Below are 16,550 nucleotides of genomic sequence, written 5' to 3' on the forward strand. Positions count from 1 at the left end.
CGTACAGTTTGAGTACTACCAAAATTTGTCAAAGAGAGCCCTGAGCAAATTAAAGCGCAAGCTTTGCTGGGTTCTTATGTCTACTCATTCAACACGCGTCAGGCACCATTTGATGATGTCAGAGTACGTCAAGCACTAAGCATGGCCGTCGACCGTGAGATATTAGTAGATAAGGTAACAGGACAAGGTGAACCCGAAGCCTACCGCATGACACCGAATAATATTCCTAACTACACGGCCCCGACATCCTTATTTGAAGCATTAAATAGTGTCGAACGCCAAGCCAAAGCGCATAGCTACTTGAAGAAGCTGGATACAACAAAGCAAATCCTCTGAAATTCACACTCACCTATAACACCAGCGAGAACCCAAAAAATTTCCATCGCAATTGCCTCAATGTGGAAGCCTCTTGGGGTAAACGTTGAATTACAAAACATGGAATGGAAAGGATACGTCGCAGCGAAAGGAACTGGAGACTATCAACTTGCTCGTTCATGGGCATTTGGCGATTACCCTGAACCCTCTGCTCTTCTAGAAGCATTAACTTGCGTTCATACAGCAAACGAAAGTGGTTTCTGTAATCCAGAATACGATGAGCTTTTACAGCAAGCAAAACGGAAGATCAGGCTAATCGCTTTGCTTTATAACAGCATGCTGAGCCGATATTAAACGAACCTGCAGGAGTTATGCCTCTTTATCACTACAATCACACCCGATTAGTGCGAAATACCCTCAAAGGCTTCCCAAACAACAATCCGAAGGGAAATATCTACGCCAAGGATCTATACTTCATACAAAAGTAAAAGTGAGCTCAACAACAAAGACATTTAACTACCACTTTAGTGGTAATAAATATAGAATCACTTTAACGAACCAGATACAACAACGGTTAGTTGGCTAATATTATAAAGGTACCGCGATGAGTACCTAGCGGCTTAAAACACCTAGCATTACGCTAGGTGTTTTTTCAGTATTGAACTCCATGCTCCCTATTCCAGTGCCTCATAAGCACAACAAACAACAATCTTCATCTGCTTGTCATCCGTTTGAAAAAATACTCGTAACCTTGTGAATATCCGCTTTAAATTATGTCGTCTTAAGTATATTGTTATTAGCAAGTAACACGTATGTTATGCAATAAAATAATAATGAAGGAAGACACATGAGCAGTAACAATAGCCGACAAGATGGTAAACGAGACGTTACTCTGCGTTTTTTAGCTGAACCCGGGGATGTGAACTTTGGTGGTAAGGTTCATGGTGGCGCAGCAATGAAATGGATCGATTTAGCGGCCTATGCTTGCTCTGCAGGATGGAGTGGTAAATATTGCATTACAGCCTACGCTGGTGGTATTCGATTTGTTGCCCCAATCCATGTAGGTAACTTGGTAGAAGTAAGTGCTAAAGTCATCTATACCGGTTCCTCTTCTATGCATATTGCTATCGATGTACAAGCCAGCGACCCTAAAGAATTGAATAACCGACTAACCACTCACTGTATTGTTATTATGGTTGCGGTGGATGAAAATGGTAACCCAACTAAAGTCCCAGAATGGATTCCAGAAACACCAGAAGACATCGAACTAAGAAATTCAGCTATTCGCCTCATGAACATGCGAAAGCAGATTGGTGAAGAGATGGAAGCGCATGTGAAGTACCTGAAATAAGGTCGATCATTAGGGCTACAGCATCCTTTAATAACTAGCCTTTCAGCCCTCAAACTGTTTCAATGCCAAGCACTCGCTTGGCATTCGTTTATCTAACCCTACCTTCCTATCTAATAAGCCCCAAAAGCACTCTGTTTCGCTCATAGAACGTGATTATCAGCCAACACTTAGGAATGAATTGCCCTAAGCTCAATGATTTATTTTGACTGTAATAAAGTCGTCATTTTGCTCTGGTTAAATACCGCCAATCATAATGGATGTATTAAATTTCCCGGAGCCATACTTGAGCGTCACACGCCCCACTCTTAGCGAAGCTACACTGAACAATTTGAAGACTGTTGAGTACCAATGGGTTAGAACTTTGTACGTCGAAGGCTACGACAGTAATGAGATCAACCACTACATCCAAACCTGTTTCGGCGGTGACTCGACGTTTGCGGACCTGTTTCGTCGCGTGGCCTTGGATCAAGCAAGTATCTATGTATTGCTGCAACACCTTGGATGTGCTCCTTCAAGTAAAGAGTTCTAACTCAATACTCAACCAAACACCTCACAAAACCAATACCCAAAGCACCTTATATAAGCGCATAAAATAACGAGCAAAAAATCTAAAAGGCACAGTTGTGTCTATGTCCTTTTTTTATGCAATATCTATAGTTGTTGCATACAAATCATTGAAGTTTCACGCAATGGAATATTTGCAATATATCAATAGACTAATCGCCCCATATACTGAGTGTCTGATTTGTTAGACTAGTTCTTTCCTCAAGTAACCGAGATGATGCAATCAATGTTTAGGAGAGAAGTGACTCGAAACTTTGAATACTTAAGCCGTTGTAAACATAACAACCGCGCTGGTTAGACTGTTAACGAGTAAAGCTGACACAAAGGTAAGATTAAAAAACAGCAGGCATAAAAAAACCCAAGTAAATACCTGGGTTAGAGTTACAAAAACCACTAATCATTAATAGCGTAAGGAACCTGATTAGTAGCCAGCTATGCGTAACCTGAGGGTTATTTTTATTACTGATCGGCGGCCAAACCAAATGGTGTAATAAAAATGCCAATATAGAGCGACCTAATGGTCGCTCTTTTTCTTTCTTATAGGATACAGCTTATCCTTTTACACCACCTGCAGTCAAACCACCAACTAACCAACGTTGCGCAAGTAAGAACACAATAGTGATAGGAAGCGCTGAAAGCACAGCCGCTGCCGCAAAGTCACCCCATAAGTAGTTCTGAGGGTATAGGTATTGCTGCATACCTACTGCTAGCGTGTAAGAGTTCACATCAGTAAGTAGGATAGACGCTACTGGAACCTCACCAACTGTCGCAATGAAAGATAGGATAAACACTACCGCTAGAATTGGCACAGACAGCGGCAGTAGAACCAGTCTGAATGCTTGCCATGGCGTAGCACCGTCTAGTGCTGCCGCTTCTTCTAGAGAGTTATCAATCGTCTCAAAGTAGCCTTTAATCGTCCATACGTGCAATGCAATACCGCCTAAGTAAGAGAAGATCAAACCACCATGCGTATTCAAGCCTAAGAACGGTACGTATTGTCCAAGTTTGTCGAACAGCGCGTAAATCGCTACAAGAGCCAATACCGCAGGGAACATTTGGAAAATCATCATCGCTTTCAGGATTGTATTTTTACCTTTAAAGCGCATACGAGCAAACGCGTAAGCTGATGTCGTAGACAGTGCCACAATCAGAATCGATGTAATACCCGCCACTTTCACTGAGTTCCACAACCAAGTCAGAACTGGGAATGGTGGTGTTGTTACCGAACCATCCGCGTTTGTTACTGAGATACCTAGTGCAAGTTTCCAGTGCTCCAGCGATGGATTATCTGGAATCAAGCTACCCGTTGCGAAGTTACCTTCACGGAACGAGATCGCTATGATCATCAGTAGTGGGAAGATAATCATTGCCAGGAAGCAGCACAACAGTGCATGTGTTGCCCACACTCGGTATTTAAGGCCTTTACCTTGTACCATAGCCATTGTCGTGCTCCTTAATCTTGAGACAGTTTAGTGAAACGAAGGTTGAGTAACGCTAGTGCACCAACTAATAGGAAAATAAGCGTCGCGATAGCACTTGCTAGACCAAAGTCTTGACCGCCGCCGCCTTCGAATGCGATTCGGTAGGTGTAGCTTACAAGCAAGTCTGTGTAACCCGCTGGCTCAGAAGTACCAATCATGTTCGGGCCACCGTTCGTTAATAGTTGAATCATTACGAAGTTATTGAAGTTAAAGGCGAACGCTGCAATCAATAGCGGTGTTAGCGGCTTAATCATCAAAGGGAAAGTAATTCGCTTGAAGTTATCAAGGAAGTTCGCGCCATCAATTGCTGACGCTTCGTATAGGTCATCAGGAATCGCTTTAAGCAGCCCCATACATAGAATCATCATGTAAGGGAAACCTAGCCATGTGTTTACAATCAACACCATGGTTTTCGCAAGAATCGGGTCAGAGAACCAGTTCGGGCTTAGGCCGAAGATACTCTCAAGTACCATGTTGATCTCACCAAAGCTCTGGTTGAATAGACCTTTAAAGATAAGAATCGAGATGAACGCTGGTACCGCGTAAGGCAAAATAAGCAGAACTCGGTAAATAGAACGACCTTTCAGCTCTTCCCACTGTACGATGTTTGCAAGTACAAGACCGATAATCAGTGTGAACGCCACCGTACATACAGAGAAAATAACCGTCCAGATGAAGATACTGATGAAAGGTTCTTTAATACCGTCATCTTTCCATACACGTTCGAAGTTGTGCGTACCGATACCAACAACGAAGCCCGGAGAGATAGTGTCACCAGTAAACTCACCGTTTGCATCAACAGGTTGGTAGAAACCGACTTCCATGTTTGGCTTTAATACATCACCGGTTTCATTGTTAAACAGTGTTTCACCATCTTCTTGTAGTGTGTAAAGTGGAGCAACAGAGGCAAACTTACGCAAACCGCTCATGCGGATGTCATCGCCGTTTGGCAGATGGAAATCTACGCCACTGATCGCTGCTCGGTTTTGAATGATCGCTTTGATCTTCTCTTTTTCCCCTTGAGTCGACTCGATAACCGAAAGGTCCATATCTGTCGCTGTCATACCTTCTAGCGAAAATACTTCAGTCGCTAACAGCTGCTCGCCATCTTTAACCACGATTTGGTGGCCGTTATCTGTTTTGTACAAAGTGAATGGGTAGCTTTCGCCGCTTTGGAAAGAGCGGTCTAAAAGAACGGTTTGAGTACGTTCTAGAGAAAGTTGGTTTTTTGCGCTGTAGTTAGTAAACGCTAGCCCAACGGTGTATGCCAATGGGAAAAGAATGAACAAGATCATTCCGGCAATACCCGGGTAAATATAACGGTGGGCGTAAGTTTTCTTACTACCAAAAATGTATAGAGCTAAAGCCGTTAAGGTCACTGTAAGCAGCGCAAAAGCGAGCTCACCGCGAGAATACATTAGAATTGTAGCGTAGCCGTTAATTAAGCCAACGCTGCCAAGCAACCCCCATTTAATGAAGACGCTTTTACTGCCTGGAAGGCTTGATGGTACTGGGATAGCATCTGTACCTTGAACTGACTGCATAGAGGAACCTGCTAGCGATATAGATAAAAAATAGAAAAGTAAGGAGAGGTTTCCCCTCTCCTTAAAAGGTAGTGCTTAGTTATTACTTAGTCATGCGAGCTTCAGCACCTTTCAGCGCTTGGTCTACTGTTTGACGACCATCAACTACGTTGCCGATCGCTTCTTCCATGCTGTACCAGAACGTTGTGAACTGAGGGATGTTAGGCATGATTTCGCCGTTCATCGCGTTGTCCATTGTTGCTGCGATACGAGTATCACTGTCTAGTTGACGTTGGAAAGAGTTTAGAGCAACAGCGCCAAGTGGTTTGTCGTCGTTCAGGCTCTTCATACCTTCATCAGTTAGTAGGTAGTTTTCCATGAACTCAACCGCTAGGTCACGGTTTGGAGAAGCTGTGCTGATACCACCAGCCCATACGCCAACGAAAGGTTTAGATGCTTTACCGTTGAACTTAGGTAGCGTTGCTACGCCATAGTCTACGCCAGCTTTCTCGATGTTTGCCCAGCCCCAAGGACCGTTGATTGTCATTGCAACGTTACCTGCAACGAACTCAGACTCCGCTACTGAGTAGTCCATGTCTGCAGAGATAACTTTGTCTTGTACCATCTTCTCGATGAAACCTAGTGACTTCTGAACACCTTCAGTCGCTACGCCTGCATCTTTAATGTCGTAACCTTCAGCAACCTGTTTGAATGCGTAACCGTCGTCAGCTGCTAGTAGAGGCCATGTGAAGTATGCGCCACCACGTAGAGGCCACATGATCGCTTTCTTGCCTTCTTTTTGAAGTTCAGCGTTAAGTGCTGGGATTTCTTCCCAAGACTTAGGTGGGTTAGAAACAAGTGCTTTGTTATAGATTAGAGAAACTGACTCAACAGCTACTGGGTAAGCGATTGTTTTACCTTTGTAAGAAACTGCGTCCCATGCGAAGTCTACGATACCTTCTTTGGTTTCTTTAGAGGGTTTGATATCAACAAGAAGACCCGCTTCTGCAAAACCACCAAAACGGTCGTGTGCGTAGAAAATCATGTCTGGGCCGTCACCAGCTGCTGCAACTTGAGAGAACTTCTCTTCTAGTTTGTCAGGGAAAGCTATTGTTACTTTAACGCCAGTGTCTTCTTCAAAGCGTTTACCTACTTCAGCCATGCCTTCGTAAGCTTTGTCACCACCTACCCAGATTGTTAGTTGTCCTTCTTCGATACCAGCGTTTGCACCAAAAGAACCCAGAGCAACTAATGTACCTAGAGCTACAGCGCTTAGAGCGTTTTTCATGTGAATATCCTTTTTATATTTATACGTAGGGCACATCAACCAAGACGAGCCAGTTCTCGACGGTTATGATCTGAGAAAACAACGTACAGCTCATCATCCTAGCCACTACGCCCTAGCTATTATGGCTTAAATTCGTGATCACCATCCGGTCAGATTAGAGACTAAAATCACAAAACACACACTCATCGTGATCGGCATCACCGTTACGCGGTGGATTTATTTGAACTGGATCGCTAATTATTATTGGGCCCATTTATCTACTCCTCCCCTTCTACTCCCCCTAGTTAATTTTCCATTAGGAGGATGTACGCTTACGCTAATTCACCGAAACTGCATTCATCCAAGAGTGGATAGTAAGAACCCTTTACCAGCGAGTATTATGTGTATCGCATGATCCATTAAGTTGGCTTAACTGCCCTCTGTTGTCTTTATTAAGCATCAAGCTAAATCTGTGATGGAATCACGGGGGGAGGTTTAGCTTGTTGCGGGGGAAATAGGCAGCAGTTTGGCAATGACGGGTGGGCTTGGGTAAAGAATCCAAGTCCCACCCACTTTTTTCTTACTCACTCAGTACTTACCAATTCCTACAGTTACTGCTGACCCAAAAGTTTCTTATAATGATAAGCAGTAAGACTTAAAATTTGATCGATCGAGGACAAGCTAGATGGCGAGTGTCACTTTAAAAAACGTTTATAAATCATATGGCGATGTACAGATTTCTAAGGACGTAAACTTAGAGATCAACGAAGGTGAATTCGTCGTATTCGTTGGACCATCAGGCTGTGGTAAATCGACGCTGTTACGTTGTATCGCAGGTCTAGAAGACATCACTTCAGGTGATTTATACATTGGCGACGAGCGTATGAACGACGTTGAGCCATCGAAGCGTGGCGTAGGTATGGTATTCCAATCATACGCGCTATACCCTCACCTAAATCTTTACGACAACATGTCTTTTGGCCTTAAGCTAGCGAAAGCGGATAAAGTTGAGATTGATAAGCGTGTTGAACATGCAGCTGAAATCCTACAGCTTGGTCACCTACTAGAGCGTCAACCTAAAGCGCTTTCTGGTGGTCAACGTCAGCGTGTTGCGATTGGTCGTACACTGGTTTCTCAACCAAACGTATTCCTACTTGATGAGCCGCTATCTAACCTAGATGCAGCACTTCGTGTTCAAATGCGTTCACAAATCACGAAACTACAGCGTCAGCTTGGCTGCACCATGATCTACGTTACCCACGACCAAGTGGAAGCGATGACAATGGCTGACAAAATCGTTGTTCTTGATGGCGGTTACGTATCTCAAGTTGGTAAGCCACTGGACCTTTACCACTACCCTCAAAATCGTTTTGTTGCAGGCTTCATTGGCTCACCTAAGATGAACTTTATGTCAATTCATATCGAGCAAGCTGAAACAGAGCGTGTACTGGTTCAACTTTCAAACGGCACGACTTTCTGGATTCCAGTTGATGGCACAACCGTTAACGTTGGTGACCGTATGTCTCTGGGTGTTCGTCCTGAGCACTTGATGTCTGCTGACCAAGGCGACGCAACGATCGAAGGCGAAGTGATGATCGTTGAGAAACTAGGTAACGAAACTCAGGTTTACCTAAACCTTGAAAGTGCTGATGCAGACGTTATCTACCGTCAACCAGATACTCTAACAGTTGAGCCTGGCGACAAGCTTGCTATCGGTATCCCAGCGCACCGTTGTCACCTGTTCCACAGCGATGGCAAAGCATGTCGTCGCCTGTACAAAGAGTACGGCACTGAATAAGCGCTAAGCTTTTAAGATATAACTTGCCCAATTCAAATCCCTCTTACGCTGTAAGGGGGATGTTTTCTTTAGATTCGACCTATTTCAGTAAACAATAAAGATCAGTAAACAATAAAAAAGGCCTAGCGAGTGCTAGACCTTTATCTGTTCTGTTTGAGCCTTAGCCCAACCAATCACTTAACAGTTTCACCTAAAAGTAGGTTGATTTTAAGCTTAGTGGATTGGCGTATCATTCTTTTTGTTGTACTGACCAAAGTGCGCTTCTAATACTTCAGGTGTCAGTTTGCCTTCCGCTTCTAGTCGCTTAAATTCAGCAACGATCGCTTTTTGCTCTTCAAGTGATGGCAGTTTTACCTCAGGCTCATCGCCGATCTCTTGAGTCATCTGCTCTAGTTCTTTTTCAAAATCGCTCATGATACTTACCTAAATATTAAACCTAATCAGATTTTACTCATTTCCGCTCTATGATGCTAGGTTGATTGAAAGCAAAGCCCGAAACCAGATCAAGCTAAATGCAGTTAGAAACAAATGAGCCCACCAATAAAAAGAGCTGGATTCACGATGAAATGAATCCAGCTCTTCGTCTATATCACTTTCTAAACCATATTACAGCTTGAAAGGATTAAAGCTTAAATGAGCCAACCATTTTATCTAAGCGAGAAGACAAGTCACGAAGCTCTTGGCTCGCTTCAGCAAGTTGCTCAGCTGTGCCTGTTGTGACTTCGTTGATTGCGTTGATCTCTTCGATGTTTTGGTTAATGGTGTGAACCACCGTTGATTGCTCTTCAGTTGCTGTCGCGACTTGCGTGTTACGGTCAGAGATATCAACGATACGGTCAGAAATACCGCCCAATACATCGACCGCTTCATCTGATGCTGATACACCTTCAAGCGTAATCACTTTGCCCGCACTCATCGCCGTTACCGCATCTTTTGCATCGCTTTGCAGTTGGTTGATCATCTTCTGAATCTCTTCCGTTGAATCCGCAGTACGACTTGCTAGATTGCGAACTTCATCCGCTACTACCGCAAAACCACGACCTTGCTCACCAGCACGCGCAGCTTCAATCGCAGCGTTCAATGCAAGTAAGTTGGTTTGCTCTGAAATATCACGGATAACACCCAGAATAGAGCCAATATCTTGAGTAGTAGAAGCCAGTTGCTCAACTACTTGGCCTGTACTTTCGATGTCTTGTGCCAAACGGCTAATCGCATCTTTTGCTTTATTCACAACAGAACGGCCAACTTCTGTATTGCCTGAAGCCTGTGTTGCCGTTTCAGCAGCGGTTGCCGCGTTCGATGCAATCTCGCTGATGGTCATACCCATCTGGTTGATTGCAGCCACTACTTGAAGGGTCTGGTCACGTTGCTCTTGGCTGTTGTCATGGGTGATGTGTGCTTTGTTAGAAACACTCTCTGCCGCCACTTGAAGCGCTTGGCTTGTAGAGCATACTTCTTTCATCGACTCGTGAATCTTCTCAATGAAGCCGTTGAAGCCTTTTGAAAGCTGGGCGATTTCATCATTGCCTTTCACTTCGATACGCTGTGCGAGGTCACCGTCACCTTCACCAAGGTCACTGAAACGCTTAGCAAGTAGCTTAATTGGCTGAGTAATGCTGTTTGCTAGCACTACACCCATGAGGATAAATACTAATGCTACAACCGCAGTCATGATAAGCATCTTTTGTGCTGTCTCATCGAGCTCAGCAAACACTTCACCCGTTGGTACCACGCCAACAACAAACCAGTCCATTGAAGACACATACAAACTTGCAACAAACAGTTCTTGGCCTTGGCTTTCCGTTGTGATCAGGTTAAAGCTTGATTTATTCAAAAGTTGGCTAGCTTGAGGACCGTAAAGTTGTTGAAGAGAAGAGTCACTACGAGAACGCTCACGGTGAATCTGCACATCACCTTGGCTATCAGTCAAGAATACAAAACCAGTATTCTCAATTTTGAAGCCATTAAGCAAGCTCACCATGTCATCCATCGATTTTGAGAGACCAGACATCGCCAAACCAGAAGGCTGTTGGTAGTTAGCGAACATCTTCACTTCACCGTTCGCTTCTTGGAACATGCTTACCATGGTTGGCTGCCCAGATTGAGTAAAGCCAAAGAACCAACCATCTTGTTGTTGGTTAAGCTGGCGTAGGAAGCCATTTTGGTTCCAGTAATACGCCGTTTGACGGTTCGCTACTGAAGCATCATTTAAGTTGTATTGGTTACGCACATTATTCAGTTGTTTAACCAACTTACTCTCTAACGCTGGATCGCGCTCTGTAGACTCGATTACATCGGAAATGAATTCATTTGAAGCAATTTGCTCAGCGGCTAGCAATAGCTGAGAAACTTCACGGTCAATCTCACCATTGATTCGCTCTAGCATTCCAGGAAGTTCAATATCGACCAGTCGATGACTCAGTACATCTCGTGCTTGTTGCTGCGCCATCGCGCCAACAATAACCGTAGAGGCAAGAACCGCAAAAGTAATACCCAGTACTACCTTTTGCTTAATACTCAGAGAGTTAGCTTTAAACATATTTGGACCTTTAAAAAGAATCGCTCTTAATTTATATCCCCAAAACAGGGCTTTTTCGTGCATTCTTAGGCTGGAATGCACAATCTGAGTTATGTATCGGCAGGGGTTGATAAAACTAGAGACTTTTCTCACAAAAAAACGCAAACGCAATGCAACAAGACAAATCATTCAACATAGACATCAAATGAAACAGAAAAAATCTAGCAAATATTTTTATTAATCATAAAATTCAACACGTAAAATTAAGATGTGTTGAACAAAAATATGAGAATCACTACGGCTTTATTATATAAATATCGGCCAATGTGATAAAAATCGCCTGATAAACGGGTTGCTCGCTAAGCGCTTGTAATTCATTCCAAATTTGCAAAGATAAATTACGTGGATGTACCGGAACTTTTTGCTTTCAAGAAGTGACCAATACTCACAATATAAAATCAAATGGCTACCCAGAGAGTCCAAAATGCACAAAACGAATTTCGAAGTCCTTCAAAACTATTTAGAGTCTCAAATCATTGGTCAGCAAGAGCTCGTCAAACAACTGATGATCGCATTACTTGCTGACGGTCATATTCTGGTTGAAGGTCCTCCGGGGTTAGCAAAGACCCGTGCAGTCAAATCACTGGCTGATTGTGTTGAAGGGGATTTCCACCGCATTCAATTTACCCCAGACTTACTGCCTGCCGACTTAACGGGCACTGATATCTTCCGACCAGAAACAGGGGAATTTACGTTCCAATCTGGGCCGATCTTTAACTCACTTATCCTAGCGGATGAGATCAACCGTGCTCCTGCAAAAGTGCAAGCAGCGATGCTAGAAGCGATGGCGGAGAAGCAAGTCACTGCTGGCCGAAAAACCTACGCCCTACCAGACCTGTTTTTGGTGATGGCGACACAAAACCCGATTGAGCAAGAAGGCACATACCCACTTCCAGAAGCTCAATTAGACCGTTTCCTGCTGCACCTAGAAGTTGAATACCCAGACATGGAAAGCGAGCTTGAGATCCTGCGACTCAACCGCGGTGAAGCTCAAGGTAACGAATCGGTGCAGCCACAAGAGCTCTCTCAACAGACTATCTTTGAAGCGCGCCAAGAAGTACTCAATATCCACATGGCAGACACCATTGAGCAGTACATAATTAGGCTGGTAATGGCGACTCGCCAACCCAAGCAGTACAGCGACCAACTTGATCAGTGGTTAGATATGGGCGTGAGTCCGCGTGCGACTATCGCTCTCGACCGCTGCGCTCGTGCACATGCTTGGCTTGCAGGTCGCGACTATGTCACACCACAAGATGTTCAAACGATGGCATTTCCGGTCTTGCGTCACCGCCTGCTTCGTAGCTACCACGCACAAGCTGAAGGTGTCACAGCAAACCAAGTGATTGCACACCTTATTTCGTTGGTTGGTAGCGCATAGGGACACGCGCATGAAAAATTTATTACCTAACCATAGTGACGGCGTGATGCTGAACCTGGACGAACTGCTGCAGTACAAAGCGCAGTCTGTTCGATGGTTGCCTCCAGCGAAAAGCCTCTGGTCACAGCTTAATGGTCAACACGAAAGCAACCGCAAAGGTCGCGGGATGAATTTCTCAGAAGTTCGCCAGTACCAAGCGGGCGATGACATACGCAGCATTGACTGGCGAGTAACGGCAAGAACAGGCAAAGCGCACACTAAGCTGTTCTCTGAAGAGAGAGAGCAGCCTGTCATCTTGTACTTGGATCTATCAAGCAGCATGATTTTTGGCTCAACCTTATTGCTGAAATCGGTTCAACTGGCGCACTTTGCTAGTCAGTTGTGCTGGCTAACTGTCGCTCAAAAAGACCGAATTGGTGCAGTCATCGATACCGGTAAAGAGATCATAGAAATCAAACCAAGTGGCAGTAACCATGCTCCTTTTCGTATTTTGCAAAAAGTCATAGAAATCAATAACGCAGCGCTAACCAACGACGATAATCGTTGCGATACTACCTTAGAGCATGGATTGAAGTCTCTTCATCAACTTTGCCCAAAAGGAAGCGATATTATCCTCCTCAGTGACTTTGTACGTTATCAAGAAAGTGATTACTCACTTATCAGTCAAATTCGCCGACACAACAGAGTACGTCTGGTACATTTTTATGACCCGCTAGAGCAAGGTCAAACGGCCTATAAAGGCTCAAAACAAATCACCGATGGCAGTAAAACGCAGTGGTTTAACTTCTCCTCCAATAAAGAGAAGCAAAAACTCAACCACGCGTTCTCACAAAAAAAGCAGCAGCTACAACAGTTGGGTTTATCTCTCGCGATTCCCTATAGCTCGTTGTCGAGTGCACAGCCATTGATGAGCCAGATATCAGGAGCTCAGTCATGAAGCAGCCCTTAGATTTAAGTCCTGTGATTACACCAGATGCGCCAACATGGTGGCCTCTGGCGTGGGGTTGGTGGGCAGTAATTGTCACATCAATCATCCTGATTGCCTTGATGGTTTATATTACTAAGCGAAGAAAAAACAACCAACAGCCAAAGCAAGAAGCGCTGTCTTACTTCACTACTAGTCAGTCTTCAGATCGCTTGTCCCCGAGTGAAGCACAACGCATTCTTCGTCAAGCCGCATTAAGCTACTTCCCACGTGAAAAAGTGGCCGGCCTAGCTGGTGATGATTGGTTGAAGTTCTTAGATGCGCAACTGAAAAAGCCGTTGTTTGTAGAGAAACAAACTCAGTGGCAACAGACACTCTATCAAGATACAACTTCGATGACTGACGAACAGAGTCAAAGCCAACAGCAATTGGTTGACGACTGCGAAACGTGGCTTCGTAAAGCCCTGCCCCCAAAGCGAGGTAGTCATGACTAATCTTCTAAGTACTAACTGGTTAAACATTGAGTTCGTTTGGTGGTGGATGTTTTTCCTCGCACCACTGCCGTTTCTCATTTACTTATTCTCGCCTAAAGCAGAATCAAGCAGCGCTCTTAAGCTTCCCTTTCTGCCTGAAGACAGTAATACCAAAACACCAAGTTCTCGCTTACCAAAGGCGTTTTCAGTGATTATTTGGCTGCTGCTAGCAACGGCGAGCGCTCGTCCAGTCTGGTATGGCGAACCAGTTGAGCTTCAGCCGAAGCACCGCGATTTGATGTTGGTAGTTGACCTCTCTTATTCAATGAGCCAAGAGGACATGCAGTTCAATGGCGAGTACATCGACCGCTTATCAGCCGTAAAACATGTATTGAGTGACTTCATTGAACGTCGCAAAGGCGACCGGGTTGGTTTGGTACTCTTTGCCGATCATGCCTACCTACAAACACCTTTGACGTTGGATAGAGATACGCTGTCACAACAACTCAATCAAGCGGTCCTAAGACTGATCGGTAATCAAACCGCGATTGGTGACGGCATTGGCCTAGCGACCAAGACCTTTGTTGATAGTGATGCACCTCAACGTGTGATGGTACTACTCAGCGACGGCAGCAATACCGCTGGGGTATTAGACCCATTAGAGGCTGCAGATATTGCCAAGAAGTACAAAGCAACTATCTACACCGTCGGTGTTGGCGCAGGTGAAATGATGGTTAAAGAGTTCTTCATGACTCGTAAAGTAAACACCGCTCAAGATTTAGATGAACGCACACTAATGGAAATTGCCAAACGCACAGGTGGTCAATACTTCCGAGCGCGTGACAGCAAAGAGCTGGCAACGATTTACGACACTATCAACCAGTTAGAACCCGTGACAAATGCCACCAAAATATGGCGACCACAACAAGAGTGGTTTGTATGGCCTTTATCGGCTGCCATGTTCTTCGCATTTTTGCTGTTAGCCATTAGGAGAAACAATGTCTAACTTTACTTTTATCTACCCATATTGGTTGTTAGCACTTGCTGCCCTGCCCGCTATTTGGTGGCTCAGCAAGAGACAATCAAAACAAGGGCTACTAGCGTCTCATATCGCGCGATATTTAGCTCCAGAATCAAGCAAACCCTCTAAAAACCGCAGCACTTACTTTGGTATCTGGTGGTTGGTTGGTGTTATTGCGCTAGCCGGACCAAGCTTTCAAAACAATAAGCAGCCTAGCTTTGAAAAAGCGCAGGCACGAGTTGTGATAATGGATATGTCGATGTCGCTCTACGCTACCGACATAAAACCAAACCGTTTGACACAAGTGCGATATAAAGCGCTCGATCTGCTCTCATTGTGGAAAGAGGGCTTAACCGGAATGGTGGCTTACGCTGGCGATGCTTATACCATTAGCCCGTTAACATCAGACATCAATACTATTAAGAGCCAAGTACCGAACTTATCTCCAGATATCATGCCTTTCCAAGGTAGTAACGCCCCCGCAGCAGTTAAGCTTGCGATTGAAATGATGACTCGCGCGAAGATCTACCAAGGTGATTTGGTACTCATTGCCGATGACATCGATGACCAAGAGAAGAAAGAGATCGACTCGCTACTATCTAGTGGCGATTGGACGCTATCTATCTTGGCGGTGGGCAGTGAAAGTGGCGCACCAATCTCGCTGCCAACTGGCTCGATGATGCAAACCGACTCAGGGCAGACGGTGGTAGCAAGAACCAATTTAAAGAACATGCGCGATCTTACACGCAGCTATGGTGGCACCTTTACTGAGGTTCAATTTGATAATTCAGATGTTGAACACATTGCGAGCTACCTCGACCACATAGCAACAACGACGGAAGTAACCAAAACCAATAACTCACTCAACACCAGAGTCAACAATGGCTTTTGGCTACTGCCATTCCTCTTGCTACCTGCACTTGGGCTTTTCAGAAAAGGCGTTATTTGGTGCGGACTAGCTGTGGCTTTATCATTTAGCCAACCGAATGCTGCGTTTGCAAGCCCATGGAAAACCGACGACCAAGTAGGTTATCAGTTTTATCAAGATGAAGATTTCCAGCAAGCTGCGGAACAATTCAAACAGCAAGAGTGGAAAGGCATCTCACAATACAAAGCGGGTAACTTCGAAGAGGCTGAGCAAACACTAAAAGGTTTGACTGACGAAAATGCTCGTTACAACCTTGCGAATGCTCAAGCACAACAAGGTAAGTACGATCAAGCGATCGAAGAGTATCAACGGATCCTCGAAAGCAACCCAGACCATCAGTATGCGAAAAACAACCTAGAAGTCGTCAAGCAAGCCCTGAAGCAACAGCAACAGCAACAGCAAGATGATTCTGAATCCAAAGACCAGGACCAAGATCAACAGAATCAGCAAGGTCAGCAAGGTCAGCAAGGTCAGCAAGGTCAGCAAGGTCAGCAAGGTCAGCAAGGTCAGCAAAATGATTCTTCGCAAAGCTCAAAGGATCAACAGCAAAACTCTGCAGACGCTGAAAATTCGCTGAGCAAAGCCGATAGCCAATCTCAAAACACAAACCAAGAGCAAGCCAAAGACCAATCGAGTGCGAACGCAGGCGACCAAGAGCACGAGCAATCTAAGCAGCCAAGCACAGCAAACCAGTCTGAAGAAAAAGAGCAGAATAAGTCGCAACCTCAAGGTGTAAGTGCACAGCAAACTTCAAACGAGAAAGATGATAAAGATGGTCCACAAGCTTTAGCACAAGCCTCAGAGAAGCCGCTATCAAGTGACCCAGATATGCGAAAGCTTGAGCAAGTAGAGAGCGTCCGAGACCCAAGCCAGCTGCTTAAAGCACAAATGATTTTACAAGCACAACAAAAAAGTGCTCCTAACAACCAGAACAAAAAGTGGTAA

Annotated in this window: 13 protein-coding genes and 1 pseudogene; 9 read left to right on the forward strand and 5 right to left on the reverse strand. The window is 44.7% G+C overall.

Annotated elements, in window-relative coordinates; genetic code table 11:
* The first annotated feature begins 63 nt into the window (after nt 1-63).
* The 3 genes and pseudogenes from ACTRWI_RS00770 to ACTRWI_RS00780 all read left to right on the forward strand — a co-directional run bounded on the left by ACTRWI_RS00770 (nt 64) and on the right by ACTRWI_RS00780 (nt 2,195).
* Nucleotides 64-669: pseudogene (locus ACTRWI_RS00770) on the forward strand (ABC transporter substrate-binding protein).
* 493 nt (nt 670-1,162) lie between these two features.
* A complete protein-coding gene (locus ACTRWI_RS00775) occupies nt 1,163-1,666 on the forward strand; it encodes an acyl-CoA thioesterase (protein ID WP_499128487.1) in 504 nt (167 codons plus the stop codon).
* Between the two features lie 283 nt (nt 1,667-1,949).
* The gene (locus tag ACTRWI_RS00780; protein ID WP_499128489.1) at nt 1,950-2,195 is read left to right on the forward strand and encodes a hypothetical protein; all 246 of its coding nucleotides are present in this window, start codon (nt 1,950-1,952) and stop codon (nt 2,193-2,195) included.
* A 586-nt stretch (nt 2,196-2,781) separates the two neighbouring features.
* Here the strand turns inward: ACTRWI_RS00780 and malG are convergent.
* The 3 genes from malG to malE form a co-directional block, all read right to left on the reverse strand.
* On the reverse strand, nt 2,782-3,672 hold the full coding sequence (gene malG / locus ACTRWI_RS00785; protein ID WP_499128492.1) for a maltose ABC transporter permease MalG: 891 nt from the start codon (nt 3,670-3,672) through the stop codon (nt 2,782-2,784).
* An 11-nt stretch (nt 3,673-3,683) separates the two neighbouring features.
* Nucleotides 3,684-5,255 carry a maltose ABC transporter permease MalF gene (gene malF / locus ACTRWI_RS00790; protein ID WP_499128494.1) on the reverse strand — a complete coding sequence of 524 codons (1,572 nt, stop codon included), beginning with the start codon at nt 5,253-5,255 and terminating at the stop codon, nt 3,684-3,686.
* An 82-nt stretch (nt 5,256-5,337) separates the two neighbouring features.
* The gene (gene malE / locus ACTRWI_RS00795) at nt 5,338-6,522 is read right to left on the reverse strand and encodes a maltose/maltodextrin ABC transporter substrate-binding protein MalE (RefSeq protein WP_499128497.1); all 1,185 of its coding nucleotides are present in this window, start codon (nt 6,520-6,522) and stop codon (nt 5,338-5,340) included.
* Between the two features lie 664 nt (nt 6,523-7,186).
* Between malE and malK the strand changes: the two genes are divergently transcribed.
* Nucleotides 7,187-8,299: a maltose/maltodextrin ABC transporter ATP-binding protein MalK gene (gene malK / locus ACTRWI_RS00800; RefSeq protein ID WP_499128500.1), complete on the forward strand. Its 1,113-nt coding sequence runs from the start codon at nt 7,187-7,189 to the stop codon at nt 8,297-8,299.
* Between the two features lie 213 nt (nt 8,300-8,512).
* Here malK and ACTRWI_RS00805 read toward each other — a convergent pair whose 3' ends face one another.
* Complete coding sequence (locus ACTRWI_RS00805) at nt 8,513-8,713, reverse strand: hypothetical protein (RefSeq protein ID WP_499128503.1); 201 nt, start codon at nt 8,711-8,713, stop codon at nt 8,513-8,515.
* Nucleotides 8,714-8,921: 208 nt separating this feature from the next.
* Nucleotides 8,922-10,838, reverse strand: a complete 1,917-nt coding sequence (locus ACTRWI_RS00810; RefSeq protein ID WP_499128506.1) for a methyl-accepting chemotaxis protein — start codon at nt 10,836-10,838, stop codon at nt 8,922-8,924.
* Nucleotides 10,839-11,301: 463 nt separating this feature from the next.
* On the opposite strand from ACTRWI_RS00810, the gene ACTRWI_RS00815 reads away from it, so the two are divergent.
* From ACTRWI_RS00815 to ACTRWI_RS00835, 5 genes are read left to right on the forward strand one after another with little or no spacing between them, the layout of a single operon-like run.
* On the forward strand, nt 11,302-12,258 hold the full coding sequence (locus ACTRWI_RS00815) for an AAA family ATPase (protein ID WP_499128509.1): 957 nt from the start codon (nt 11,302-11,304) through the stop codon (nt 12,256-12,258).
* A 10-nt stretch (nt 12,259-12,268) separates the two neighbouring features.
* Nucleotides 12,269-13,195, forward strand: coding sequence for a DUF58 domain-containing protein (locus ACTRWI_RS00820; RefSeq protein WP_499128512.1), 927 nt, complete (start codon nt 12,269-12,271; stop codon nt 13,193-13,195).
* On the forward strand, nt 13,192-13,677 hold the full coding sequence (locus tag ACTRWI_RS00825; RefSeq protein ID WP_499128515.1) for a DUF4381 domain-containing protein: 486 nt from the start codon (nt 13,192-13,194) through the stop codon (nt 13,675-13,677). Before ACTRWI_RS00820 ends, ACTRWI_RS00825 begins: the two co-directional genes overlap by 4 nt.
* A complete protein-coding gene (locus ACTRWI_RS00830; RefSeq protein ID WP_499128517.1) occupies nt 13,670-14,662 on the forward strand; it encodes a vWA domain-containing protein in 993 nt (330 codons plus the stop codon). The genes ACTRWI_RS00825 and ACTRWI_RS00830 overlap by 8 nt, the downstream gene beginning before the upstream one ends.
* Nucleotides 14,655-16,550, forward strand: a complete 1,896-nt coding sequence (locus ACTRWI_RS00835; protein ID WP_499128520.1) for a VWA domain-containing protein — start codon at nt 14,655-14,657, stop codon at nt 16,548-16,550. The genes ACTRWI_RS00830 and ACTRWI_RS00835 overlap by 8 nt, the downstream gene beginning before the upstream one ends.

The organism is Pseudoalteromonas sp. G5_S1_14_S5 (genome assembly GCF_054968605.1).